The following is a 26,403-nucleotide window of genomic DNA, read 5'->3' on the forward strand; positions in this document are numbered from 1 at the left end:
TTTCTTAAGCAAAGGTAAAGAAAAGATACGTAGGACACCCCATAACAAAAAGACACTTATTTAAAATCTCTCATACATAAAAGATTTTAAATAAGTGTCTTTGTATAGCGCAGTCTTTGACTGTAAGATCAGACTATTTCAACAATTCTGCTAATTTAGCTTCCAAAGCTTCTCCTCTTAGATTTGAAGCGACAATTTTGCCTGAAGGATCAATTAAGAAGTTTTGCGGAATTCCACGCACCTCATATAATTTAACAGGAGCAGATTTCCAACCTTGTAAATCGGATACATGCGGCCATTGCTGCAAATTATCATCATGGATCGCTTTCATCCAAGCATCTTTCTTACCTGGATTGTCCAAGGAAACACCAAAAACTGTAAATCCTTTATCTTTAAACTTATTGAATGCCGCAACAACATTCGGATTTTCATGACGACAAGGTCCACACCAGCTTGCCCAGAAATCTAACAAGACATATTTTCCTCTCAACGAAGATAAAGAAACATTGTTACCGGTCGTATCAGGCAATGTAAAATCCGGAGCTACAGAACCTACGGCAACAGCTTTCAATTTCTGAATACGTTCTGCCAGTTCTTTTCCTTTTTCAGAATTTTTTAATTCCGGAGACAGTTTATCAAAAGAAGCTACATATTCATTCACATTTTCGCCGCTTACATTTTCCGCCAATAGATCCAATGTATACCAGCTTTTTGGGTTCTTATTGATGAATTCAGCGTCAGATTTTTCCATCTTTTCAGAAATCTCACCAGCTTGCTTTTGCAATCCCTCAATAAATTTCGGATCTTGTTTTTGAGCTTCAGATGCCGCGAAATATTGTTGGTTTAATGCCTCATATGCATCTGTATGAGGTTTTACAAAAGTTTTGTATTGGGTAAAATCATCATTGATTGCTGTACCTGTTACCGAAGCATCTTTAAATCCTTTGGATGCATCAACCTTGATCACCCCTTTGGATAAATACAATTGTGCTGTTTCAGGTTGCTTTTGAGCACCTCTTAGTTCTCCGAAAGAAAGTCCTTCAGGAGAATAAATCATTACACCTTTTGTTGGTGAAGCTACCTGACCATTGAATTTAAACTCACCTTTAACGACAGCTGCTGAATCCAACTGACGTGTACCATTATTAGGATACTGCAAAAATACTTTGGCTTTGTCAGAAGCTGCATTCACTTTTCCTGTTACCGTATAGCTTTCTTGTGCCATCAATAAGGCTGGTAAAAAGCTTAAACCCATTAATATTCCCTTTTTCATAATTATATACTTCCCATAAATGTAAAACATTTCCTTTGCACTGACATGCTATTTAACATTATTTAGCAAAGTTGTTACCAACGTCCCGAAGCACCACCGCCGCCAAAATCGCCGCCGCCGAATCCACCAAATCCACCTCCAGATCCACCACCGAATCCGCCGTCACCACCTCGGCCGCCACCACCAAGACCGTTAAGCAAGGTCCACCAGAAAATATCGGACGAGCCGCGACCATTCATCACACGACCACCGCCCTTTCCTCCTCCACCTCGATTTGAAAACATCACAACAAGAAATATCACTACAATGATGACAAATATAATTGATCCCGACCCACCACCACTAGGCTGTTTAGGATCAGCTTTATATTCTCCTTTTGCATAAGAAATCAGGGAATTCGTGGCTTTGTCAACTCCACCATAATAATCACCCTGACGAAACGCTGGTTTGATATCATTTTCAATAATACGATAGGCTATCGCATCTGGCACAGCTCCTTCAATCCCGTAACCAGTCTGAATGGTAACAGCCCGGTCGCCCAATGCCGCCAATAATAAAATACCATTACTGTATTTTTTGTTCCCGACACCCCACTTCTTCGCCAGCCGAACTGCATAATCTGAGATATCATACCCTCCGGTAGAGTTCATCACAACAACGGCAATCTGTGTGGAAGTAGAATCTTCAAATGCCAACAGCTTTTGCTCCAACTGCTGTTTTTGACTGGCTGTCAATGTATTTGTATAATCGTTGACAAGTTTATTGGGTGTCTCTGGAAAATCCTGCCCTATTGCAGTCATGAAAGTCAGTGCCCACAGCACCATCATCATGACTGGAATCCGAACCCGAGAAAATAATTTCGACATAAGTTTTATTTTTTATTGACTAGCGATCACCAAAAACAATATCATTTGGAAGTTCATTGATATCATCATGTTCCCTAGGAAAGAATTTCGCTAACTGTTTGCCCGCATGTTCAATTCCCTTCACAAGACCTTCAACAATTTTATCCGTACGGAATTCTTCGACCATAAGATCTTTGGTACAATTCCAAAAGTCGCTTTCCACCCGTTGATTGATACCCCTATCACCGATGATAGAAAATTTATGATCCTCCAATGCGATGTAAATAAGCACGCCATTTTTTAGCATGGTTTTATGCATGCCCAATTTGGAAAAATAGTACGTTGCACGATCGTGAACTTCATCGGGACAATGATTTTCGATCACAACACGGATTTCTCCTGATGTTTCGTTTTCAGCCACATTGATGGCATGAACGACTCTTTCTTGTTCCTCAGCATTTAAAGCCATAATATATCTTCATTTATGTTCGCATTAGCACGTTCGCCTGTCAGACTATGCCTTCTGGCAAACACTTACCTATAAAACATTCTGTATAAAAAATGGATGAAGGGCCCATACGCAAGCCGCATCATCCATTATATCGTGTATTTCTAATAAAGGTCTTATTAGAATGATACGGTCGGCGCTTTGTCTGAGCCGGGAGCAGCAGTAAATGTCCCCTTGGCTTTAAATCCAAACATGCCAGCCATTAAGTTATTTGGGAAGCTACGTACAGTCGTATTAAATTGCTGTACAGCCTCGTTATATGATCTGCGTTCGGTCGAGATACGGTTTTCAGTACCTTCCAATTGAGCCTGTAATTCCAAGAAGTTTTGATTTGCCTTCAAATCTGGGTATGCCTCTACCGAAGCCAATAGGCGGCTCAAAGAACCACTGAATTGATCTTGAACTTTTTGGAACTTCGCAATATTCTCTTCTGTTAAGTCATCTGCATTAATTGTAACAGATGTTGCCTTAGCTCTCGCTTCAACTACTGCCGTCAATGTGCTCTCCTCGTGTTTTGCTGCACCTTTGACAGTATTCACCAAGTTTGGCACCAAATCAGCGCGGCGCTGGTACGCATTTTCAACTTGTGCCCATTTCCCTTTGACGTTCTCATCTTGAGAAACCATCGTATTGTAACCACATGAGTTTAATGACACTAATGCAAATAAACCACATAGGGCTACTAAAAATCTTTTCATTTTCATTGTTCAAAGAATTAAATACTATTCAAATTATATGGTTACACTATCAAAGCATATACCAAGCTCTTACTAAGATAAGAATATTTTTATTTCCAAATCGGCAAACAGCCAATATTCCGTAACTTTGTCCCGGTTTTGGGATAAAAACCCAGCCCTTTATCTTATGCAAAAAGAAATTGAGATTGCTATCCTTCCCGAAAAAATCGAAGATGAGCAATATATTCTACAACAAGGCGTAAAAGCCCTACGTCTGAAACCACAACAGGTCAAAGGTTATAAAATCCGTAAACGTTCTATCGATGCCCGCAGTAAGCAGGTGGTCTATCGAGCAAGGGTCATTTATTATATCGACGAACTCCCGGTACCGGAGATTTATGAAAACCACTTTAAGTCTGTCCAGGATGGCAAACCGGTCATTATCGTTGGTGCTGGCCCTGCTGGCTTATTTGCGGCAATTCGCTGTATTGAACGTGGCCTCAAACCGATTGTCATGGAAAGAGGAAAAAAAGTACAGGACCGAAGACGTGATCTTGCGAAACTGAACCGCGAAGGTGTTGTAAACCCTGAATCCAACTACTGTTTTGGAGAAGGTGGTGCAGGAACTTATTCAGACGGGAAGCTCTATACTCGCTCCAATAAAAGGGGGGATGTAGACAAAGTTCTCAAACTTTTTGTATCTCATGGAGCGACAACAGACATCTTAGTGAATGCCCGCCCCCATATCGGTACAAACAAGCTCCCTCATATTATTGAGGCGATGCGGGAGAGTGTGATTGAATTTGGTGGTGAATTTCTTTTCGACCAACGTGTAGATAATATTTTGGAATCCTTTGGTCAGGTTCGTGGTGTAAAATTAGCCAGTGGGGAGGAAATCAAAGCTGATCATGTTATCGTGGCCACTGGCCACTCCGCTAGGGATATTTTTGAACTGTTTCATCGCAACAACTGGCTGATCGAAGCAAAAGCCTTTGCATTAGGCGTCCGCATAGAACACCCACAGGCTATTATAGATCAGGCACAATACCATTGCCAAGTCAGAAGTGAGCATTTACCTCCAGCTTATTATAGTCTGGTCGAACAGGTTAATGATCGTGGTGTATTCTCATTCTGTATGTGCCCCGGTGGCGTCATCGCTCCCTGTGCAACAGACCGTGATGAAATCGTGGTCAACGGATGGTCGCCTTCCAAACGTAATAATCCACATGCCAATTCAGGCACCGTCATCCAGATCAACCTCGAAGATGTACCTAATGCCCTAAATGATCCCTTTGCTTTACTTGATTTTCAGAAGCAAATTGAACGCAAAGCTTTCGAGGTGGGTGGAGGAAATCTTGTTGCCCCCGCACAAAGAATGGTTGACTTCGTTGAGGGACGGGTCTCGATGGACCTACCTGAGAATTCGTACAAACCTGGGACATCTTCGGCAGACCTCAGCGAAGTTTTACCCACTTTTGTGCATGAAGCCCTTCGTGGCGCCTTACCAATATTTGGAAAGAAGATGAAAGGGTATTATACAAATGATGCGATTTTGGTCGGTGTAGAATCTAGGACATCTTCACCCATACGTATACCTCGAAACAAAGAAAATCTGCAACACCCTCAGGTCAAAGGACTTTACCCTTGTGGGGAGGGAGCCGGCTATGCAGGGGGTATTATTTCGGCGGCTATAGATGGAATTAATTGTGTCGATGCAATTGATTTAAGTTAAGTTTTTTTACTTTTTCTCTTGCAGAATAAGAAGAAATGCCTTACTTTTGTAGCATCAACGCGAAAGTAGCTCAGTTGGTAGAGCACAACCTTGCCAAGGTTGGGGTCGCGAGTTCGAATCTCGTCTTTCGCTCCAAATAAAAAACGCTTCCAAAATTTGGAAGCGTTTTTTATTTGTGCTCAACTTACTTTTCCGTGTGTCCTAAACTCATAATTGATGCATTGAAAAAAGACAGCAGTCCGACCAATACAACAATAAGACCCGCAATAATAAAAGCTGTCGCCACTCCGATTGCGTCTGCGATAAAGCCTGTAAAAAGAAGTCCTATCATGCTCGGTAAAATAGCTATGCTAAAATAAAGCGAGAAAACACGCCCCAACATTTCTACTGGTACCTGTTCTTGAATAATTGTCATAAATGATGCCGAGAAGATAGACATGGAGACTCCACCTAAACCTGTCATGATGACAAATGGAACAAACCAGGTCGAGGGAAACCAACCCGATAGCGCAAAGGTTATCCCCAATACAATATGCATGCTGTTTACTAATACTACTTTTGATAGAGACACTTTTGCAAGTCCCAAAAAACTGCCTCCAACAAGCATACCTATCCCCCAAATAATCTCAATAATACTCATCTCCCACTTGCCACCGCTATAATGACCAATCGTCAGCAAGGGAAACATAATGGCAACGGGCATAATACAGAAAGTCGCCACCATAGCATATAGGAACAACATTTTTAGTCCTTTATTATGATAGATAGCGCGCATTCCCTGTTTAAGATCATCCAAAACAGCAGCAATAGAAGGTTTCACATCAGAACGGGACAGGTGTGGGATAGTCACAAAGAGTAAAGATGTAATAGCTACTGCGGCACCGATGACATCCAGATACAAGACACTCGAAATAGGGAAATAGCTAATAGCCAAGGTTCCCAATGCGGGACCAGCAATACTACTTACCGACTGTAACATTTGATTAATACCTGAAACACGTAATAATTTGTCTTCCGGCACGAGAAGTGGCGCAATTGCCTGCATGGCTGGTGAGTGAAATGCTGAACCGATCGAACGACAGGCCATTAACAGATAAATCAGAAACATATTGGTACCATCACTTTTGAGTACAAAGGTCATTCCTAATGTACAGAGCGCGATAAAGCCATCTGCAAAGATCATGACTTTCTTTCTATCCCATCGATCAATATAAACACCAGCAAATGGCCCGATGATCGCTTGTGGCAATAAGCCTGCGATAGCAGCAAAAGCCAATACTTCAGCAGACTTGTGCGTCAAACTCAACCATATCATGATCGAAAAGTTGACAGCTGAACTAGACAGCAAAGAGATAAATTGCCCAGTCCATATATAACTATAGGTACGAAACCAGTTATTTTTTTCCATAAAATTTTATATAAAATACAACAGGTGTATGATCAAGAATGACCAACACATTAAAATAAAACGTTTATTACGCATGCCAGACCAACGAAATAAAATAGAAGAAAGTTCTTTCCCGAGTATCAAATCAGTTAAAGCTGATTTTTTGATATCTCAGTATGAAACAAGCCATTCCTTTCGTGAACAGATGCGTTCTATTAGGATTTTAAAAACGTAAATGAGCTATAAAACCCAAGGTTTATAAGCGTAAGTTGTATATAAAGACATGTACATAGCACTACAAAAGTAAAAGAAAAAGACCGAAAAAGGAATACTTATCAAAAAATAAGGCGTTTACTGAATCAGTAAACGCCTTATCAAGTGTATAGTTTGTGTGATTTAGTTTAGTTCGTTCTTAAACTTTCTTCCACCAATTCTTCCACATATCTCCGAACAACCTCATTTGAAAAACGAGTTGTTACGTCAAATGCGAAAGCATGTACGAGAAGAATACGTGCTGACTCCTCACCAATTCCGCGTGCTCTCAAATAAAACAAAGCTTCATTATCAAACTGACCGATCGTACATCCGTGTGAACATTTCACATCATCTGCAAAAATCTCTAGTTGGGGCTTTGTATAAACCGCTGAGCTATCGGACATCAACATATTATTGTTCTGTTGGAAAGCATTGGTTTTTTGTGCATCCTCCCGAACAAAGATTTTTCCGTTGAAAACAGCTGTAGATTTATCTTGTGTGATATTTTTATACCATTCGTATGATTCACAATGTGGTTTAAGATGATCTACGACAGTGTGATTATCGACCAATTGATCTCCTGCGGTCAGGTTAATACCGTACAAATGACTTTCTACATTTTCTGCATCCAAGCGTACATTAATATTGTTACGGATAAAAGATGCACCCGGGAAATTACAGTTGTAGTTATTATAAAGACTGTATTTCTCTTGGTATACTTCCGTATGATTAAAGTAACGGCTTACAGATTGAGCCACTTGAAGATAGTAATGTTGGACTTTAGCATTCTCTTTTACGACAATCTCTGAAACTTTATTATGCACATTGCTTGCGGCACCATCTGCAGTGATAAAGCTTTCGATCAATTCAAGTTCAGCATTAGCTTCAACAACAACCAAATTCCGTGTTTGTGCAAAGAAATCTTCTGTTCCTGTAGCGACGTGAATAATCTGTATAGGCTTATCAAGTACAACACCTTTTTTCAAATGGATGAATACACCATTGGTAAAAGCAGCTGTGTTAAGCGCCACCATGATATTATCGGATTTATCAGCGTACTTCGCAAAATGTGCTTGAAATGCAGGCTCAGCAACAGCGTCATCCATTGGAATAACAACAAGTCCTTTTACCTTTTCCAGCTCACTCACCGCCAATACGTACTGGCCATTAACCAGAATAATACGGTACGCATCCAAATTTGGAATCTCTCCCGCACTAAAATCCAAGCCCTCTATATCCACATCTACATCAAGCGCATAGGGCTTATTGATAATACTGTGGATGTTTGTATATTTCCATTCTTCATTCTTAACTGTGGGAAAGCCTGCTGCTTCGAAACGTTCGAATGCTTGTTGACGTGCTTCTGTAAAGAAAGCAGGTTCGTCTGAAACACCTTGCTCTTTAAAAGCTCCCAACACTTGTTGAAGTAATGATTCTGAAACTAATGTACTCATGTTATTTTTTAATCAAATCGCCAAAATTCTCTTCTACTCCTATTTTACCGGTGTAAAAGATTAGGCGTTTTGTGTATCATATTCTTTTAACCAATCGTATCCTTTTTCTTCTAGCTCTAAAGCCAATTCTTTAGGGCCTGATTTCACGATACGACCATTGTATAATACGTGAACAAAATCTGGAACGATATAATCTAATAAACGTTGGTAGTGTGTGATGACAATAAAAGCATTGTCTTTAGAACGCAACTCATTCACACCATTTGCAACAATGCGAAGTGCATCGATATCCAAGCCTGAATCTGTCTCATCCAAAATTGACAATTTAGGATTCAACATCGCCAATTGAAAAATCTCGTTACGTTTTTTCTCACCACCAGAGAATCCTTCATTCAAAGAACGGTTAGCTAAGTTGGCTGAAAATTCAACCAGCTTTTGCTTGTCTTTTACCATTTGTAAGAACTCTTTCGCTTCCATAGGAGGCAAACCTTTATATTCACGGATATCATTCACTGCTGTTTTCAGGAAATTGATATTCGATACTCCCGGGATTTCAACAGGGTATTGGAATGCCAGAAATAGACCCTCACGGGCACGGTCTTCTGGAGAAAGATCCAATAGATCTACTCCATCCAATAAAGCAGAACCTTCACTCACTTCGTATGATTCACGGCCAGCCAATACATTACCTAAAGTACTTTTTCCAGCTCCATTAGGTCCCATAATAGCATGGACTTCCCCTGCTTTAACTTCTAGGTTTAATCCCTTTAATATTTGTTTGTCTTCTACAGACGCATGTAAATTTTTAATGCTTAACATTTTATTCTTATTGAGTATTGAACGATAAGCCAGCATTAGCTAGCTTGCTCAATTATTTTTTATCTATCCTACTGAACCTTCTAAAGAAATCGCCAATAATTTCTGTGCCTCAACAGCAAATTCCATTGGCAGCTGATTTAACACCTCTTTGGCATAACCATTAACAATTAATCCCACCGCTTTTTCAGAGTCTATACCACGTTGGTTCAGATAAAATACTTGATCTTCACCAATTTTTGATGTAGTTGCTTCGTGCTCTAATTTTGCAGTCTTATTCCGGTTTTCGATATATGGGAAAGTATGTGCACCACATCTATCACCGATCAATAAGGAATCACATTGGGTAAAGTTCCGGGAGTTATCTGCATTAGGTCCGATTTTCACCAAACCTCTGTAGCTATTATGGCTTTTTCCAGCAGAAATTCCTTTTGAAACAATTTTAGACTTCGTGTTTTTACCTAAGTGGATCATTTTTGTACCTGTATCAGCAACTTGGTAGTTACGGGTCATCGCAACGGAGTAAAATTCACCGATTGAATTATCTCCTTTTAGAATTACCCCCGGATACTTCCAGGTAATTGCAGATCCAGTCTCTACCTGAGTCCACGAAATCTTGCTGTTATCCCCTCTACAAATACCACGTTTGGTCACAAAGTTAAAAATACCACCTTTACCATCTTTGTCACCAGGATACCAGTTCTGCACAGTAGAGTATTTAATCTCCGCATCGCGTTCAGCAATCAATTCCACCACGGCAGCATGCAGTTGATTTTCATCACGCATTGGTGCAGTACAACCTTCCAGATAGGACACATAAGCGCCTTCATCCGCAACGATTAATGTACGTTCGAACTGACCTGTATTTTGCGCATTAATACGGAAGTAAGTTGATAACTCCATTGGACACCGCACTCCTTTTGGAACATAAACAAATGATCCATCTGAAAAAACAGCAGAGTTTAATGCCGCGTAGATATTATCTGTTTGAGGAACTACTGTTCCCAAGTATTTCTTGACGAGATCAGGATGCTCTTGCACAGCTTCACCAAATGAACAGAAGATTACTCCTTGTTCTTTCAGTTTCTCGCGAAAAGTTGTTTTTACCGATACAGAATCAAAAACAGCATCGACAGCAACCACACCTGCCAAAATCTTTTGCTCATCTAAAGGAATACCCAACTTTTCAAAAGTCGCAATCAACTCAGGATCAACTTCGTCCATGGAATTTAATTGTGGTTTTGCTTTAGGGGCAGCATAATAAGATAGATCTTGAAAATCAATCTCTGGAGCTCTGAAATTTTGCCAAGTAGGCATCTTTAACGTCAAAAAATGACGAAAAGCTTTCAATCTCCACTCCAATAACCATTCAGGTTCATTCTTTTTTGCCGAAATAAAACGCACCGTATCCTCTGTAAGGCCTTTGGCTGCAATTTCCATTTCGATATCTGTCGTGAACCCGTATTTATATTCTTCGAGCTCCAGCTCTTTTAATAAATCGTCGTCTTTAGTACTCATATTGCGCTCTCACGGTTTAACTAATTCGGGAGGGGTCTAGCCTCCGCAACTATCGAACTGCAAAGTTACAATTTCAAAGCCAATAAAATACATTTTATGTACCCTCAAACAGGTATTTTTAATAAAAAAATGACATTTATCACTCCATTTCATTGAAATGCGCACATTTCAAACGATTATGACAGTCAAATGATTTTAAATCAATTAAACTTATAATACAGATTGAATAATATAGTCAAAATCTATTAATCATCAATAATTTTGTATATTTTTAAATTTCCAAATATAATTTTGTATATTTACAAATACTATTGATTATTAAGACTCTAAGATATGCCGTTTGCACCAGACAAAACAGATTTAAAAATTCTTAAGCTATTACAAGAGAATGGCCGCATTACCAATTTGCAATTAGCATCAAGTATTGGACTTTCTCCTGCACCAACGTTGGAACGTGTAAGAAAACTTGAAAATTCGGGCTTCATCAAGAGTTATCATGCTTTTGTTGACGAAGAAAAACTAGGACTTGGGATTAAATCCTTTATACAGATCTCATTGGACTTCCATACACACAATGCAATTCCCGAATTTGTTGCTGCCGTAAAAATGATCCCTGAGGTCACAGAATGTCATCACGTCACCGGAAATTGCGACTTTATCCTCAAAGTCTATGTGAAAGACATAAAAGCCTATGAAGGCGTTATCATGGAGAAAATTGCCAAAATTCCATTTGTAAAAACATTCCAGACAATGATGATCATGTCTACCAGTAAAAAGGAACCGATTATCCCATTGGAATACTAAAAAAATATTTATGAAAACATCATCCCAATATCAGGATCTAGCGATGATCCTTGCTTGGCCTGATGCTACAATCCGTGGTGATGAGGCATGGATGATGTTTTTCAAGAAAATAGGATTCGTTAAAAACCTGAACTTTAAGGTCGGTCATACAGGCATTATTCTGATTGAGCGCGATACAGGTGAACTTCATTTTTACGATTTTGGCCGATACATTGCGCCGAGAGGATATGGAAGAACTCGCTCGAAAGATTCCGATCCCAAATTAACAATTAAAGCTAAAGCACAAATTGACGGCGACCGCATTGTAAACCTACTCGAAATTGTCCAGTTTTTTGAAGAAATAAAAGATGCGATGCAGGGTGTAGGTGATCTTTATTTTTCTATTGTCCAGGGAATAGATTTTTATAGCGGAAAATCTTTCGCAGACCAATGGGTCCATAGAGGTTCATACCCCTATGGTGCAGTAGCCTTCAATAACAATAACTGCTCCCGATTTATTGCAAGACTCCTCAACCACGCCTCCAAAAGATTTCATTTCTGGCATTCCATCAATTTCCCCGAAACGATAAAAGCAAGCCCAATGAGCAATGTGGTAAATGCCTCTCCGAATAGATCGATCTATAAATATACAGAATCAGGCGGCCTTGAAATGATGAAAATGAACAGATTCGCATCGCTAATATTTTTATTAAAAAAACTACGAACGAATATCTGTCGTGATCTCGCAGAGTCCCTACCTGAAGATATTACAATCGGCGGAATAGTACAAAAGGACAAACCTGACTCCATCCCAACCAAAGCACAATATCTTGGTGGCGTTGGCGAAGGAGCCTGGTTCTATATCGAACCCATTGGCACCAGTCAGGCAATCATACATCGCTTTACTCCGAAAGGGGAACTAGAATATACTGTACTCGGAAAAGCCTGCCAATCGATCGATTTTGAAAGCCCTTATCAGATTACTTATGACAGCCATTTTCTATTCAGCCATATTCTACAAGCTAATAATACCATTAGACTGGAACATATTTGTGTGCTGACTGTTGGTGAAAAAGGTTTTTCTAAGAATGACAAATATGCCTAAGACAACCGCCAGTCAACCGGAGCCTTACCATGTTCCACCAAATATTTATTTGCCTTTGAAAAGTGTTTGCTACCAAAAAAACCCCTATAAACAGAAAGTGGTGACGGATGCACCGATGTCAAAATAAGATGTTTCCGGGCATCAATTAATACACTTTTCTTTTGCGCATAGCTCCCCCAAAGCAGAAAAACCACATGCTCACACTGTTCCGAAATAGCATGTATGATACTATCAGTGAAAACTTCCCAACCTCTTTTTTGATGTGAACCCGCTAGATGTGCCTGCACAGTCAACGTTGCATTGAGTAATAATACCCCCTGTTTGGCCCAGGATGTCAGATCTCCAGAGCGAGGTTCTACAAAGCCTTCAATATCATCTTGTAATTCCTTAAAAATATTTTTTAGCGAGGGAGGTAAAGCAATCCCTTCTGGCACAGAAAAAGACAAACCATGTGCCTGACCATCGTTATGATATGGATCCTGTCCCAGAATAACGACCTTAACATCTTGGATCGGCGTAAGCTTAAAAGCATTCATCACCAGATCAGCAGGCGGAAACACCTTTGTCCGCTGGCGTTCCTCTTGCACAAAGACAGACAACTGTTTCATATAGGGCTGGCTGAACAAAGGTTTCAGCACCGATGCCCAAGACTCATCATATAGCTTTTCCATAAACCAAACTTAGATAAAGTTGTATGTAATGACAAATTTTTTCGCTTGCATCTGTTCACAAAGCATTTATAACTGCAGCATGATCGGCTACCCCAAGGAATTTTTGATAGCCATCATCTACATTAAAAACATAATTTTACAAAATAACCACTTGAACGAGTTGCTTAAACGACGAAATTAACGGATATTTGCAGAATTAAATTGAACACAAATATTTTTTAAACAAAGATTTATGTCAAATCTCGTTAGAATCATCATTTGCAGTGCATTGCTGATTGGAACAGTTGCCTTATTTTGGACTGGAAATTGGGGATGGGGAATTCTAGGCATCTTGATCACTATCCTAGGTTTTGTCACTGTATTTTTTCATGAATACATGCTCATCGCGCAATGGTATATGCGCAAACAAGATATGGCTAGCGCCGAAAAATGGTTGAGGAAAATCACGAATTATGAAAAACAATTGATCCCACAACAACACGGTTATTACAACATGTTGATTGGATTGATTGAATCTCAACGTGCTCCGATGCAATCCGAAAAATATTTCAAAAAAGCACTGGCACTAGGGCTCCACATGGACCACAACATTGCATTGGCAAAATTGAGCTTAGCGGGTGTTGCCATGGCAAAACGCAATAAGCGCGAAGCAGAAAAATTACTTCAAGAAGCTAAAAAAGCAGACAAGAATAAATTGTTGGCTGACCAGATCAAAATGATGAAAGATCAGATGGGCATGCTGGACAAACAACAAATCCGATACAACCGATAGGTTGAGGCAAATTGCTAAAGACTAAAAAAGCGCTGTGATCTATGAAGATTACAGCGCTTTTTCTATTTTAACCTTTAACCGCTTCGATCAACTATTTATTCAGCAAGATAGGGACATCCAAAAATTTACCTTCCTCCTCACTACTCTCAAAAACAAGCTTAATACTACTGGGTTTATCTGTCTTCTTCCAGTCTTTCACAATGACCTGGATATCTACAGGTTTATCCTCCTCAAGCAAGTAATGCAAATAGTTCTGTTTGTCCTCAAATCTTATCTGGACATTTCCCATCTGAATCGAAGAGAAAAAGTGAGGCTGTTTCTTCTGATCCAAAATCTGTGTGGAGAACGTATTCATTTTAAACTCCCGAGGATCTTTGCTATAAGAGATTGCGAACAAATTAATAACCAATTCATTTGTTGCCTTGTCTACATGAAACTCTTTTAAATCAAACTGAATATCATCAACCACCAATAATGAATCTGCTGACTGGGCCTTTACCGCACCGCCCACAAAGCAAAGAAAAAGCAGCGTGGCAGTACAACGAAAAATTACATTCATATTTTATACCATTTAAAAAGCCACGCTAACCGTGGCTTTCCATATTAAAAATCTATTTAAATAAAATTATGCACGCAAACGATCAGCTGAGCGAATCAATTTTTCATCCCGTCGCACTCCACCTAATGCTAGTGCACAGAAAATAATTGATATCGGCAGCAAAAAGAAACCTACCCCAATATTACCTGCTCCCAAAAATTGATTAACGGTAGTGAGATGTGTACTTGCTGAAGAGTAAAGCCAAATCGCGAAAAAGATAATCGCAACAATCTCCACCCATATCAGCAGAAGCTGTACCTTACGCTGTTTAAATTTGAAGATCGTGAAGATCGGGAGCAATCCCAATAGGGCTGTCACGATGGTCTGCAGAATATAACCAAAACCACCTTCATGCACCGGCTGTCCGGCAGCAACACCATAAACACCTGTCACCTTCACATTCTTTCCCAAACCGACTAAATCACTGTAATTTACATAAGGGAATAAAAACAAGCCGAATATAACTAATCCTGCCACTAATAAATAAACAGTTTGGATACGTTGAATCATATTTTAATTTTTGTATATCAACAAATATAATAAGCTTTCTTTCTATTTAGAAATCAGAACAATCGAAAGGGCTATTTTGTTGCAACTTTTGGTAGATAAAACATACCCTTTGATCTTTAAGTCACCTATAATTTACTCTAAACTCTTTCTTTGCGGCAACGGAATGCCCACTATACTGTGTACGAATCCAATACCAGTCCCGATTCACTATTCCAATATTGATGCGAGCTACCTCATGGAGTTCTTTTCAGAAAGCACTATCTTTGCACAAATTTAAAAGATCATGCTATACATATATGGAGCAACAGCACATGCAAAAACTGCGGTAGATGTTGCAGAGGATTTAGATATCGAAATCGGTGGCCTTATTGACAAATCTTTGTTGATAGAGGATGTATTTGACTATGAGGTCCAACTCCACCATCAGGTTAAAGATGCTGCAGAAAATTTCTTTGTTGCTGTTAAAAACCCTGGGCTCCGCGAAAGAATTGTCTCTGAAAATCCAGAATGGAATTTTCAATCCTTAATACACCCTAAAGCCTATGTTTCAAAAAGAGCTGAAATCGGCGAAGGTTGTATCATTCTTCCTGGAGCGACGATAGCCCCAGATGTACAGATTGGCAATCATTGCATCATTTCGGGTTCGGCAGTCATTGAAAGCAACACCATCATTGAGGACTTTGTGAACGTTGGACCAAATGTCTCCATTGGAGCCAATGTACTCGTAGGTCGAGGATCAGAAATCAAAGCGAATACACATATTGAAGACGAAGAAACCATCCCCAAAGAGAGTGTCGTTTAACGACTAAATTCCTGCGGAATGGAACTGTAGATCGTATAGCTTTTTATAGTAACCATCAAAAGATAAAAGCTCTTGATGTGTTCCGATTTCCTTAATTTCACCTTTATCCAATACGATGATCTTGTCTGCCTTTTGAATGGTGGACAAGCGGTGCGCAATGACAATGGATGTCCGTCCCCGCATTAAATTGTCAATTGCACTTTGGATCATTTCCTCTGTTTCAGTATCAACGGAAGAAGTCGCTTCATCCAAGACCAGAATTCTCGGATCATGTACCAATGCCCGAATAAAGGAAATTAATTGCGCCTGCCCTGCTGACAGTGTAGCTCCCCTTTCCCTGACATCATAATCGTATCCACCCGGAAGTCGCATAATAAAATCATGTGCTCCCACTTCTTTCGCTGCCTCGATGACCTGTTCCCTCGAAATTGAAGGATCACCTAATGTAATATTATTGATGACAGTATCTGAGAACAGAAACACATCTTGTAATACCGTTGCAATGGTATTTCTTAAATAATCAAGATCATAATCGCGAATATTTACACCATCTAGTAAGATCTCACCCTTATTTACTTCGTAAAATCGGCTTAGGATGTTAATAGTCGATGATTTTCCGGCTCCCGTAGCTCCAACTAAAGCCAATGTTTCACCAGGTTGTACGCTAAAATTCACATCTCTTAACACCCAATTCTCATCGTTGTAGGCAAACCAAACATGCTTAAAAGCAATTTCTCCTTTGATATGATCAGGTTTCAAAGTACCCAAATTAGGCGTCATCTCGTCTGTATCCAGAACCTCAAAAATACGTTCAGCACTAACCATACCCATTTGAAGTGTATTGAATTTATCGATAAGCTCACGAATAGGTCGAAAAATCATGTTGATATACATGATAAAGGCAACGACCACACCCGGTGAAATCACGTCACCCATAATCTGTTTTGCTCCAAACCAGACCAACAGACCTAGTGAAATAGCCATGATGATTTCCAGAACAGGGAAAAAGATAGAGAAGTACCAGTTCGTACGGATATGAGCATTCCTATGCTGTGCATTGATCTCCTTAAATTTATCCATCTCCTGCTTTTCGCGTGCAAAATATTGGATAATCCCAACTCCTGTGATATGTTCCTGCAAAAACGTATTTAAATTAGACACCCATTTCCTGACATCTATAAAAGCGGCTTTCATCGCTTCTTTAAATACATAGGTTGCGGCGACCATCAAAGGCATTGGAATAAGCACGATCAGCGTCAATTTCCAATCCGAATAGAACATGACCCCCAATATCACGGCCAGTTGCAATAGATCACCAATAATCTGAATCAATCCCTCAGAGAAGATATTGGAAAGTGTTTCAAGATCAGATATCGTCCGTGTAATCAGCTTTCCTAAAGCTGTCCGATCAAAATACTTAAGACGTAACTGCACAATATGATTAAAGACCTGGATGCGAATATCCTTGATAACAGACTGCCCCAGGGTATTTGTCATCAGGGTATGATAATAACGGATTAAGGTCTGCACGATGACCAATGCCAGCATGGCAATCAGCATATAAGACAGTCCGCCAGTGTCAAAGTTCAAGATATAATTGTCTAGTGTATGCTGGATCAGCATAGGTAGGGCGGGCGCTACAGCCGCCAATAGGATCGTTAAAACGACCGATATCCAAAATGCAACATGATAGGGTCGCATATAGCGACTCATGCGTCGCAACAAATTGACATCGTATGTTTTACCTGTTATTTTATCTTGACTCACGTTAATATTTATATATAAGGGTACGCTACTTCTGTTAAATACAATCCATGTGCAGGGACAGACACACCCGCCTTGCCACGACTTTTGCTCTTGATCACTTCTTGCATAAAGGACGCTGGTTTACCCTTCAGTCCGATCTCCAACGAAGTTCCTACAATAGCACGAACCATATTGCGCAAAAAACGATCAGCGGTAATATGAAAAACGAGATCCTGCTCGTTATGCCATAACCATTCTGCTCTACGAATATCACAAATATTTGTAAAGACTTGCGTATGAGACTTGCTAAAACATTCAAAATCTTGCCTACCCAACAAAAACTGGGCAGCTTCGTTCATTTTATCGACATCAGGGCGGTCGCGCATGAAACAAGAATAGGGATAAATAAACGGATCCTTATGGAAATGAAGGTGGTACTCATAAGATCTATGCGTCGCATCGAATCGGGCATGTGCATCATCGGCAACTTCAATTAATCTTTTAACCGCAACATCAAAAGGCAATAGGGCATTAAGTGAATGAATAAAACGATCTGGCTTTGCTAATATCCCTACAGGAGCTGCATCAAAATGAGCATACAATTGCTTTGCATGTACACCGGTATCTGTCCTCCCGGCTCCAGTAGTCTCGATAGGCTCACGTAACAAGGTCTCCAAAGCACTATTCAATACTTCCTGTACAGAAATCGCATTGTTTTGAACCTGCCAGCCATGATATGATTGCCCAAAGTAGGCTATTTCTAAAAAAAAACGTCTTTTGTCCATTATACGATACAAAGGTACATTTTTCCAAATGAGCTACATTTCCCCGAAGGACTATTTTGCTCATTTTCGTCAATATTTAATCCTCACATGACAAAACTTACGCTGCTTTTAAATTTAACTTAGCACCTTGAGTCCGTGGAAAGTCCACCTTTTTAAGTACATTAAGCATGAAAACATTGCGCTGGTAGGTCAGACAAAGTCCAACCTTAATACCTGGTTGACCTTAAGAAAAATAAAAGGAACTTACAGTATGTCTATCAGATTTTCAAAAGCCATACCACGGGAAGCTTTTAATAATATGGTAGCTCCGATAATCGGTTTTTCTTGCAAGGCAGTCTTCGCTTCTATTGTCGTTTCATAAAACTCGGCATCATCATTTCTATGTTCAAAAAATGCCTTTCCGACAAAAATCTTACGATCAGCGAACATACTCTTTACATTATCCACGATTTTCCGATGTTCGTCAAAAGATTCTGCTCCAAGTTCAAACATATCCCCCAAGATAACCGCCTTCTTATCGGCCTCAATAATCCGAATATTATCCAATGCAGCAGCCATACTCGTTGCATTGGCATTATAATAATCACAGATCACTGTATTTTGAGCTGTTTTCATGATCTGCGAGCGATTGTTGGTCGGTGTATAACCTTCAATACCTGAATTGATTTCCTGCGGAGAGATATTGAAATGTAGGCCCACTGCAATAGCGGCTAAAAAGTTTTCTGTATTGTATGAACCTGTAAGTTGCGTATCTATCACATAGGTTTGTGGATCTTCTTTTGTCTTCCAGGAAATCTGCAACAACGGATTTGCTTTCATCAATTTACCGATGATATCATTACTCTCTGAGAATCCGTAAGTCACAGTTTTAGCAATTTGACGGGCAGCAGCCATTTCGCCAAGATGTGGGTTATCCCCCTGCAAAAAAAGTGTTCCTTGGTGATCCTGGAGCCAATCATATAGTTCCCCTTTGGTTTTCTTAACACCTTCAAAAGAACCAAATCCCTCCAGATGTGCCTTACCCACATTAGAGATCAGTCCGTGTGTTGGTTCAGCGATTGCACATAAAAAGGCTATTTCTCCGAGATGATTTGCCCCCATTTCTATAATGGCAACTTCAACAGTTGCATCAATAGCCAACAAGGTTAAAGGAACGCCAATATGATTATTTAGATTCCCCTTTGTGGCATAGGTATTATATTTCTGAGAGACAACGGAATATAATAATTCCTTTGTTGTTGTCTTTCCATTCGTTCCTGTTACACCAATAACGGGAATATTTAGCTGTTTCCGATGATGGTTTGCCAAGCCTTGTAGCGCTGTCAACACATCTTCTACCAAGATATATTGTTCCCCTTTTTTATAAATTTCCTCATCAATGACAACGTACCTCGCTCCGATTTCAAGAGCCTGCTCCGCAAAGGTATTTCCGTTGAAATTTGCGCCTTTCAGTGCAAAGAATATACTATCCTTCTCAATTTTACGCGTATCTGTTGTAATATTTGGATACTGTTTATAAATCTGATATAGCGATTGAATGTCCATGTTTAGAAATTTGATGAGCAAATATAACCATTCTGCCTGATTTCAGATAAATGGAGAAGCACATCTAAAATAATTGGACCCCAAATACAATCCCCGATAACGTTTGCGCATTTATTTTAATCAATTTTCTTTAACTAAGGCTTTAATATTGGTAATTTCATTGACCAATTAGACAGTTTGAAATGCGGACGACCAAACTTTAAACTCTTTTGCAATTTTTCTTTCCTTTCGCCTCAACAGCGAAAGTTATGATGCTTTGTAATCGCAAAAACGGTACTGTAGTAAAATAGAATACAAGCTTATAAATTATATATATGAGAGCTTTCTTAGACGAGAATTTTTTATTAAACAACAAAACAGCAGAAGAGCTGTACCACAATTATTCAAAAGATCTACCCATCATTGATTACCATAACCACTTGATTCCAGAGCAAATAGCCAACGATATCAAGTTTGACAACATCAGTCAAGCCTGGCTTCATGGAGACCATTACAAATGGCGGGCTATGCGGGCAAATGGGATCAATGAGCGCTATATTACTGGAGATGCATCGGATGAAGAAAAATTCATCAAATGGGCCGAAACTGTTCCTTATACATTACGGAATCCGCTTCATCATTGGACCCATCTTGAGCTGCAGCGTTATTTTGGTATAACGGATTTACTTTCCCCCAAAACCGCATCCCAAATATATGCAGACACCCAAGCCAAACTACAACAAGACAGTCATTCCGTACGCGGGCTGCTTCGGATGATGAATGTAGAGGTCGTATGTACAACCGATGACCCGATCGATAACCTCCAATATCATCAACAGTTTGCCCAAGAAAAGGAATCTTTCAAAATGCTTCCGGCATTCCGTCCAGATAAAGCCATGAATGCGGACAACATCGTAGCGCTCAATCAGTATATTGACGAACTTGAAAGGATAAGCAATCGGCAAATCAGTGATTTGCAAGACTACCTGAATGCATTGAAATTGAGACATGATTTTTTCGCTGCCAATGGTTGTAAGGTTTCTGACCACGGGTTAGAGCAAATTTATGCGGAGGATTATACGGAACAGGAGATTAAGGATATATTCGATAAGATCAGAAGTAAAAAAGAAATTAGTCCTATCGAGAATCTAAAATTCAAATCGGCCATGTTGATCTATTTTGCCGAATGGGATTATGAAAAGGGCTGGGTACAACAGTATCATATTGGCCCATTGCGCAACAACAATGCCCGCATGCACCGTTTGATCGGCCCAGATACAGGCTGGGACTCAATCGGTGATTTCAGTCAAGGACGTGCTTTGTCAAAATTTTTGAATAAATTAGATAATGAGAACAAACTGACCAAGACAATCTTATATAATCTGAATCCGGCAGACAATGAACTCTTTGCGACAATGATCGGGAATTTCAATGATGGTTCTGTAAAAGGGAAAATACAGTTTGGTTCGGCTTGGTGGTTTTTGGATCAAAAAGATGGCATGACAAAACAGATCAATACCTTATCAAATATGGGCCTGTTAAGTCGATTTGTTGGTATGTTGACTGATTCTAGAAGCTTCCTTTCCTTTCCACGGCATGAATATTTCAGGCGATTACTCTGTAACATCTTCGGACAGGATATCGAAAATGGTGAGATCCCGAATGATATCCAGTGGGTAGGAAAAATTGTACAGGATATCAGCTATAATAATGCAAAAGAATATTTTGATTTTTAATGAAAATGCAAGGTAAAGTATTAAGTTTCGGAGAATTGTTGCTGAGGATCTGTCCAGACATCGAGCAGGATTGGATTGAACAGCATCAACTACCCTTCTATATTGGAGGAGCAGAATTAAATGTGGCTACGGCTTTGGCACTCTGGGGAGTGCCATCGTCTTATCTATCAGCCATTCCTCAAAATGCAATCTGTGAAGCAATTGATCTCTATTTAAAACGAAAAAATATAGACACCTCTCCCATGCAATGGACAGGAGATAGGCTAGGAATTTATTACCTACCTAAAGGAAAAGACCTGAAAAACGCAGGGGTAATCTATGACCGGGCCAACTCCTCATTTGCTAGCCTAAAAGTAGGCAGTATAGACTGGGATCAGGCATTTTCGGGTGTTCAATGGTTCCATTTCTCTGCGATCTGTCCTGCGATCAGTGCAGACATTGCCGACCTCTGCCTTGAAGCTGTTAATGTGGCGCAAGAAAAAGGAATTTTTGTGTCTTTAGATCTTAATTATCGTTCAAAACTCTGGAAATATGGTAAGGATCCCAAAGACATTATGCCAGAGATCGCAAAACACTGTAATCTAATTATGGGCAACATCTGGGCTGCACATCAAATGCTTGGCACGCAGCTCGACAGTAAGTTCATCACACAGTCAGCGGGATACGAAGAAGAGGAATTATTACGGCAAGCAGAGCAAACAAGCAAGGAGATCATAGCGAACAACCCGCTGTGTCAATATGTTGCCAATACCTTCCGATTCGACTATGAATCCAAAGGGATAAAATATTATACCACCCTATTTAATCAGGGTAATTTAATTGAATCATCGGAATTCCGCTCGGCAGAGATTTTGGATAAAGTAGGTAGTGGAGACTGTTTTATGGCGGGCCTGATCTATGGCTTGTATTCCAACCTTTCGCCAACGGAGACACTGGAGTTTGCAACGCTCGCTGCATTTGACAAACTGTTTATTCCCAGCGATGCCACAACAAGTACTGTTGAAGATATAAAAAATAGAATGATAGCATGAGTTTGAAAGAGAAAGTATTAGAAAAGATTATTGAACAGGGGATGCTTCCTTTGTTCTTCCATCATGATAAAGAAGAGAGCATTGATATTCTCCGCACTTTATATCAGGCAGGCATACGTGTTTTTGAATTTACGAACCGTGGACCTGAAGCACTAGGTGTATTCGAAAGCTTGCTCGCCGTGAGAGACCTTGAGATGCCAGATCTTTATCTGGGTATAGGTACCATTAAATCCGTCGAAGACGCAACGCAATTTCTCCAAATCGGTGCAGATTTTATCGTTGCACCACTGGTCAATCCTGCGGTTGGAGCACTCGTACATGAACAAGATAAACTTTGGATTCCGGGTTGTATGACACCGACTGAGATTTATACTGCTCAACAGCAAAAAGCCGCACTCATCAAATTGTTTCCGGCAAATATCTTGGGGCCAGCCTTTATGTCATCTATACGCGATCTTTTTAAAGGTCAAAAATTTATGCCTACAGGGGGTGTAGAGATCGAAATGGAAAATTTAAAAGCATGGTTCAAGTCAGGAGTATGTGCTGTTGGTATGGGCAGCAAGCTGATCGATCCAAAAAATACCGACCAACTAGCTGAAAACACAAAGCTAGCACTCGAGTTCGTGTCGAAAGCACGATAAACTTAAAAAACAAACTTTATAAACCTATTATGATGAATACGGAGAAAAAGGGAAATTACCGTTGGGTAATCTGCTCCCTACTATTTTTTGCTACTACGATCAATTATTTAGACCGTCAGGTACTCTCTTTGACCTGGAAAGATTTTATTAGCCCCGAATTCCATTGGACAAATACAGACTACGGTAATATTACAGCTTTATTTTCGATTTTTTACGCCATCAGTATGCTTTTTGCAGGTCGGTTTGTAGACTGGATGGATACAAAAAAAGGATTTTTATGGGCTATTGGCATTTGGTCTATTGGCGCCATATTGCACGCTTTTTGTGGCATCGCGACTTCCGGCATTGTCGCTGGAGAATGGTTTGTAGGCTTTGAAGGCGCAAAAGAAGCGATTTCTCACGTTAACAATGCGGGTCTTGTCATTAGCGTCAGTGTCAACCTATTTATCTTTGCCCGTTTTATCCTCGCCGTTGGAGAGGCAGGAAACTTTCCTGCGGCAATCAAAGCTACCGCCGAGTACTTCCCAAAGAAAGATCGGGCGCTGTCGACAAGTATCTTCAACTCAGGTGCAACAATAGGTGCCCTGGCGGCTCCTTTGACCATCCCTGTTATCGCCGCACATTGGGGCTGGGAAATGTCATTCATTATTATTGGTGCCCTAGGATTCGTTTGGATGGGTTTTTGGATCTTTCTTTATAAAAAACCTGATGAAAATCCGAAAGTAAATGCTGCGGAATTAGCCTATATCAATCAGGATGATCACGAACAGCAGCCGGAACTACAGGGGAATACAAAAGTTCCAAGAACAACAATTTCTGAATGCCTTAAATACAAACAAACCTGGGCCTTTGTCTTCGGAAAATTTATGACAGACGGTGTTTGGTGGTTTTTCCTATTTTGGATGCCAGCCTACCTCTCCGCTGTATACGATATAAAATCGTCCGATACGGAAGGACAGCTGGCTATATTCGTGCTCTATGCAATTACAATGCTTTCCATTTATGGAGGCTGGTTACCGACCTATTTTGTTGAGAAGAAAGGTATGAATGCCTATGAAGGTCGTATGAAAGCCATGCTTTTATTCGCTTTTGTTCCATTAGTGGTTCTCCTGGCCCAACCATTGGGACATATATCCTACTGGATACCTGTAATCTTGATCGGTTTTGCAGGCGCAGCGCACCAATCATGGTCCGCTAATATTTTTTCGACAATCGGAGATGCATTCCCAAAACGTTCCATTGCAACGGTTACTGGAATCGGTGGACTTGCGGGTGGCGTTGGTGCTTTTATCATCAATAAAACATCAGGATGGTTATTCGATTATGCCAAGGAAACGCAAATGACCTTTATGGGCTTTAAAGGCGAGGAAGCAGGATATTTTATCATCTTCTCTTTTTGTGCGATTGCCTATTTGATTGCATGGATCGTAATGAAAACACTAGTACCTAAACTAATTTTAATAAAAAATTAACATATATTGTAAAATTTATATTATATTAGCAATATCATTACAAATATCAATCTAAACCATTTTTTAAAAACAATGAGCTTAAACTTAGAAGGTATCTTCTACGAGGAGAAAGACATTCCCGCAGAATTTACACTGGACGAACAGGTCGATCAAAGAGAGTTCCTTTCCAATGGAGAAATGATTTCTTGGACGGGTCAAGTAAACGAGGTATTTTCACCGATTTGTGTGAAGACTAAGGATGGCTTGAAACGTAAGCGCATCGGCAGCTTTCCTGTTTGTACAGAAAAAGAGTCCATCGAAGCCCTTGACGCTGCTGTAAAAGCATATGACAACGGACGTGGAGAATGGCCAACAATGAGTGTTGCCGATCGTATTACCTGTGTTGAAAATTTCACACAAAAGATGATTGCCAAGAAGGACATTGTTGTCAAGCTTATTATGTGGGAAATCGGCAAGTCTTATGCAGACTCTGTAAAGGAATTTGATCGCACAGTAGAATATATCTATGCGACAATCGATGCACTAAAAGATATAGACCGCGATTCATCACGTTTTCAGATTGAACAAGGTATCATTGCACAAATCAGAAGATCTCCTTTAGGTGTTGTCTTATGTATGGGACCATTCAACTACCCATTAAACGAAACTTTTACAACATTGATCCCTGCATTGATCATGGGGAACACGATGCTGTTCAAACCACCTAAACACGGAACGCTATTACATTACCCTTTATTAGAAGCTTTTAGAACAAGTTTTCCAAAAGGTGTAGTTAATACTATCTATGGTCGAGGCAACAAGATCGTACCTAGCTTGATGCAATCCGGTAAGATCAATGTATTGACCTTAATCGGTTCAAGCCGTGTAGCTGACGAACTTAAAAAGTTACATCCAAAAGTGAATAGATTGCGTGCAATTTTAGGATTGGATGCCAAAAATGCAGCAATTATTACAAAAGATGCCGATTTAAATCTAGCTGTCTCTGAGACTGTATTAGGTTCGTTATCTTTCAACGGACAACGTTGTACAGCATTGAAAATAATCTATGTACACCGCAGCTTAGCACAAGAATTTTTAAAACGTCTCTCTGCCGAAGTGAGCAAACTTAAATATGGAATGCCATGGGAGAAAGGAGTATCCTTAACACCACTTCCAGAAGTTAATAAACCCGCTTATCTGACTGAATGTATCGAAGATGCGAAAGCTTATGGTGCAAAAGTAGTGAACGAGAACGGCGGTCAGGTTGCCGAATCGTTTTTCTATCCTGCTATTGTCTATCCAGTAAATTCACAGATGAAGCTGTATAGAGAAGAACAGTTTGGACCTGTCATCCCTGTTGTACCTTTTGATGATCTGGAAGAGCCTATCGAATACCTCATCGGTTCATCTCATGGACAGCAGGTGAGCATTTTCAGCAATAACGCGGCGGTAGTCTCATCTTTAATCGACCCATTGGTTAATCAGGTTAGCCGTGTCAATATCAATTGCCAATGTCAGCGCGGTCCAGATACCTTCCCATTCACCGGAAGAAAAGATAGCGCCGAGGGAACATTATCTGTGGTAGATGCATTACGCTCGTTCTCCATCCGTTCATTGGTCGCAGCCAAATTTACCGAGGAAAACAAAAAACTCTTAAATGAGATTGTTAGCGAAAATGAGTCCAACTTCCTAAGTACAAAGTATATTTTTTAGTAGTTAGTATAAACCAAAAGAGGGCGTCCATTTAATTGAACTGCCCTCTTTTTTGTTACCACATATTTTA

24 protein-coding genes and 1 tRNA gene are annotated in these 26,403 nt (G+C 40.0%); 11 read left to right on the top strand and 14 right to left on the bottom strand.

Annotation, left to right across the window (positions count from 1 at the left end; all coding sequences use genetic code 11):
- Positions 1-133: 133 nt before the first annotated feature.
- From DFQ12_RS18030 to DFQ12_RS18045, 4 genes are all read right to left on the bottom strand, one after another.
- Positions 134-1,273 (bottom strand): TlpA disulfide reductase family protein, encoded by a 1,140-nt coding sequence (locus DFQ12_RS18030; RefSeq protein WP_120260559.1) that lies wholly within the window; start codon positions 1,271-1,273, stop codon positions 134-136.
- Between the two features lie 74 nt (positions 1,274-1,347).
- Positions 1,348-2,139, bottom strand: a complete 792-nt coding sequence (locus tag DFQ12_RS18035) for a TPM domain-containing protein (protein WP_425275601.1) — start codon at positions 2,137-2,139, stop codon at positions 1,348-1,350.
- Positions 2,140-2,158: 19 nt separating this feature from the next.
- Entirely contained in the window at positions 2,159-2,587 is a 429-nt protein-coding gene (locus DFQ12_RS18040; protein ID WP_341867866.1) for a TPM domain-containing protein, read from the bottom strand.
- A 158-nt stretch (positions 2,588-2,745) separates the two neighbouring features.
- Positions 2,746-3,324 carry a LemA family protein gene (locus DFQ12_RS18045; RefSeq protein ID WP_120260560.1) on the bottom strand — a complete coding sequence of 193 codons (579 nt, stop codon included), beginning with the start codon at positions 3,322-3,324 and terminating at the stop codon, positions 2,746-2,748.
- Positions 3,325-3,490: 166 nt separating this feature from the next.
- On the opposite strand from DFQ12_RS18045, the gene DFQ12_RS18050 reads away from it, so the two are divergent.
- On the top strand, positions 3,491-5,035 hold the full coding sequence (locus DFQ12_RS18050; protein WP_120260432.1) for an NAD(P)/FAD-dependent oxidoreductase: 1,545 nt from the start codon (positions 3,491-3,493) through the stop codon (positions 5,033-5,035).
- A gap of 59 nt (positions 5,036-5,094) precedes the next feature.
- Positions 5,095-5,170: transfer RNA gene (locus tag DFQ12_RS18055), tRNA-Gly, on the top strand.
- A gap of 49 nt (positions 5,171-5,219) precedes the next feature.
- Here the strand turns inward: DFQ12_RS18055 and DFQ12_RS18060 are convergent.
- The 4 genes from DFQ12_RS18060 to sufB form a co-directional block, all read right to left on the bottom strand.
- Positions 5,220-6,443: an MFS transporter gene (locus DFQ12_RS18060; RefSeq protein ID WP_120260433.1), complete on the bottom strand. Its 1,224-nt coding sequence runs from the start codon at positions 6,441-6,443 to the stop codon at positions 5,220-5,222.
- 380 nt (positions 6,444-6,823) lie between these two features.
- On the bottom strand, positions 6,824-8,131 hold the full coding sequence (gene sufD, locus DFQ12_RS18065) for a Fe-S cluster assembly protein SufD (RefSeq protein ID WP_120260434.1): 1,308 nt from the start codon (positions 8,129-8,131) through the stop codon (positions 6,824-6,826).
- Positions 8,132-8,191: 60 nt separating this feature from the next.
- Positions 8,192-8,950 carry a Fe-S cluster assembly ATPase SufC gene (gene sufC / locus DFQ12_RS18070; protein WP_104383566.1) on the bottom strand — a complete coding sequence of 253 codons (759 nt, stop codon included), beginning with the start codon at positions 8,948-8,950 and terminating at the stop codon, positions 8,192-8,194.
- A 63-nt stretch (positions 8,951-9,013) separates the two neighbouring features.
- Positions 9,014-10,465 carry a Fe-S cluster assembly protein SufB gene (gene sufB / locus DFQ12_RS18075; RefSeq protein WP_120260435.1) on the bottom strand — a complete coding sequence of 484 codons (1,452 nt, stop codon included), beginning with the start codon at positions 10,463-10,465 and terminating at the stop codon, positions 9,014-9,016.
- Positions 10,466-10,798: 333 nt separating this feature from the next.
- Here sufB and DFQ12_RS18080 point away from each other — a divergent pair, with 333 nt between their 5' ends.
- Entirely contained in the window at positions 10,799-11,269 is a 471-nt protein-coding gene (locus DFQ12_RS18080) for an Lrp/AsnC family transcriptional regulator (RefSeq protein WP_028071042.1), read from the top strand.
- Positions 11,270-11,279: 10 nt separating this feature from the next.
- Positions 11,280-12,353 carry a DUF6695 family protein gene (locus DFQ12_RS18085; protein ID WP_120260436.1) on the top strand — a complete coding sequence of 358 codons (1,074 nt, stop codon included), beginning with the start codon at positions 11,280-11,282 and terminating at the stop codon, positions 12,351-12,353.
- On the opposite strand, the gene ung is transcribed toward DFQ12_RS18085, so the two are convergent.
- Entirely contained in the window at positions 12,350-13,024 is a 675-nt protein-coding gene (gene ung, locus DFQ12_RS18090; protein ID WP_120260437.1) for a uracil-DNA glycosylase, read from the bottom strand. The two genes, DFQ12_RS18085 and ung, sit on opposite strands and share 4 nt — an antisense overlap.
- A gap of 232 nt (positions 13,025-13,256) precedes the next feature.
- Here ung and DFQ12_RS18095 point away from each other — a divergent pair, with 232 nt between their 5' ends.
- Complete coding sequence (locus DFQ12_RS18095) at positions 13,257-13,796, top strand: tetratricopeptide repeat protein (RefSeq protein ID WP_077437270.1); 540 nt, start codon at positions 13,257-13,259, stop codon at positions 13,794-13,796.
- Between the two features lie 91 nt (positions 13,797-13,887).
- On the opposite strand, the gene DFQ12_RS18100 is transcribed toward DFQ12_RS18095, so the two are convergent.
- Together DFQ12_RS18100 and DFQ12_RS18105 are read right to left on the bottom strand one after the other, a co-directional pair.
- Positions 13,888-14,355 carry a hypothetical protein gene (locus DFQ12_RS18100; protein WP_120260438.1) on the bottom strand — a complete coding sequence of 156 codons (468 nt, stop codon included), beginning with the start codon at positions 14,353-14,355 and terminating at the stop codon, positions 13,888-13,890.
- 66 nt (positions 14,356-14,421) lie between these two features.
- On the bottom strand, positions 14,422-14,904 hold the full coding sequence (locus DFQ12_RS18105) for a DUF4293 domain-containing protein (protein ID WP_120260439.1): 483 nt from the start codon (positions 14,902-14,904) through the stop codon (positions 14,422-14,424).
- Positions 14,905-15,187: 283 nt separating this feature from the next.
- Here DFQ12_RS18105 and DFQ12_RS18110 point away from each other — a divergent pair, with 283 nt between their 5' ends.
- Positions 15,188-15,706: a PglD-related sugar-binding protein gene (locus tag DFQ12_RS18110; RefSeq protein WP_077437273.1), complete on the top strand. Its 519-nt coding sequence runs from the start codon at positions 15,188-15,190 to the stop codon at positions 15,704-15,706.
- Between the two features lie 3 nt (positions 15,707-15,709).
- Here the strand turns inward: DFQ12_RS18110 and DFQ12_RS18115 are convergent, their stop codons facing one another.
- The 3 genes from DFQ12_RS18115 to DFQ12_RS18125 form a co-directional block, all read right to left on the bottom strand.
- Positions 15,710-17,473, bottom strand: coding sequence for an ABC transporter ATP-binding protein (locus DFQ12_RS18115; protein ID WP_120260440.1), 1,764 nt, complete (start codon positions 17,471-17,473; stop codon positions 15,710-15,712).
- An 8-nt stretch (positions 17,474-17,481) separates the two neighbouring features.
- Positions 17,482-18,237 (bottom strand): tRNA pseudouridine(38-40) synthase TruA, encoded by a 756-nt coding sequence (truA, locus tag DFQ12_RS18120; RefSeq protein ID WP_120260441.1) that lies wholly within the window; start codon positions 18,235-18,237, stop codon positions 17,482-17,484.
- Between the two features lie 243 nt (positions 18,238-18,480).
- The gene (locus DFQ12_RS18125) at positions 18,481-19,782 is read right to left on the bottom strand and encodes a UDP-N-acetylmuramoyl-tripeptide--D-alanyl-D-alanine ligase (RefSeq protein WP_120260442.1); all 1,302 of its coding nucleotides are present in this window, start codon (positions 19,780-19,782) and stop codon (positions 18,481-18,483) included.
- A gap of 314 nt (positions 19,783-20,096) precedes the next feature.
- Between DFQ12_RS18125 and uxaC the strand changes: the two genes are divergently transcribed.
- From uxaC to DFQ12_RS18150, 5 genes are all read left to right on the top strand, one after another.
- Positions 20,097-21,497 (top strand): glucuronate isomerase, encoded by a 1,401-nt coding sequence (gene uxaC, locus DFQ12_RS18130; RefSeq protein ID WP_120260443.1) that lies wholly within the window; start codon positions 20,097-20,099, stop codon positions 21,495-21,497.
- Between the two features lie 5 nt (positions 21,498-21,502).
- Complete coding sequence (locus tag DFQ12_RS18135) at positions 21,503-22,528, top strand: sugar kinase (RefSeq protein ID WP_244211784.1); 1,026 nt, start codon at positions 21,503-21,505, stop codon at positions 22,526-22,528.
- Entirely contained in the window at positions 22,525-23,169 is a 645-nt protein-coding gene (locus DFQ12_RS18140; RefSeq protein ID WP_120260445.1) for a bifunctional 4-hydroxy-2-oxoglutarate aldolase/2-dehydro-3-deoxy-phosphogluconate aldolase, read from the top strand. Before DFQ12_RS18135 ends, DFQ12_RS18140 begins: the two co-directional genes overlap by 4 nt.
- A 32-nt stretch (positions 23,170-23,201) precedes the next feature.
- Complete coding sequence (locus DFQ12_RS18145) at positions 23,202-24,641, top strand: MFS transporter (RefSeq protein WP_120260561.1); 1,440 nt, start codon at positions 23,202-23,204, stop codon at positions 24,639-24,641.
- 72 nt (positions 24,642-24,713) lie between these two features.
- Positions 24,714-26,333 (top strand): NADP-dependent glyceraldehyde-3-phosphate dehydrogenase, encoded by a 1,620-nt coding sequence (locus DFQ12_RS18150; RefSeq protein WP_120260446.1) that lies wholly within the window; start codon positions 24,714-24,716, stop codon positions 26,331-26,333.
- Positions 26,334-26,403: the final 70 nt, after the last annotated feature.

This window comes from Sphingobacterium detergens, from assembly GCF_003610355.1.
In the GTDB taxonomy this organism is placed as follows: Bacteria; Bacteroidota; Bacteroidia; order Sphingobacteriales; family Sphingobacteriaceae; genus Sphingobacterium; species Sphingobacterium detergens.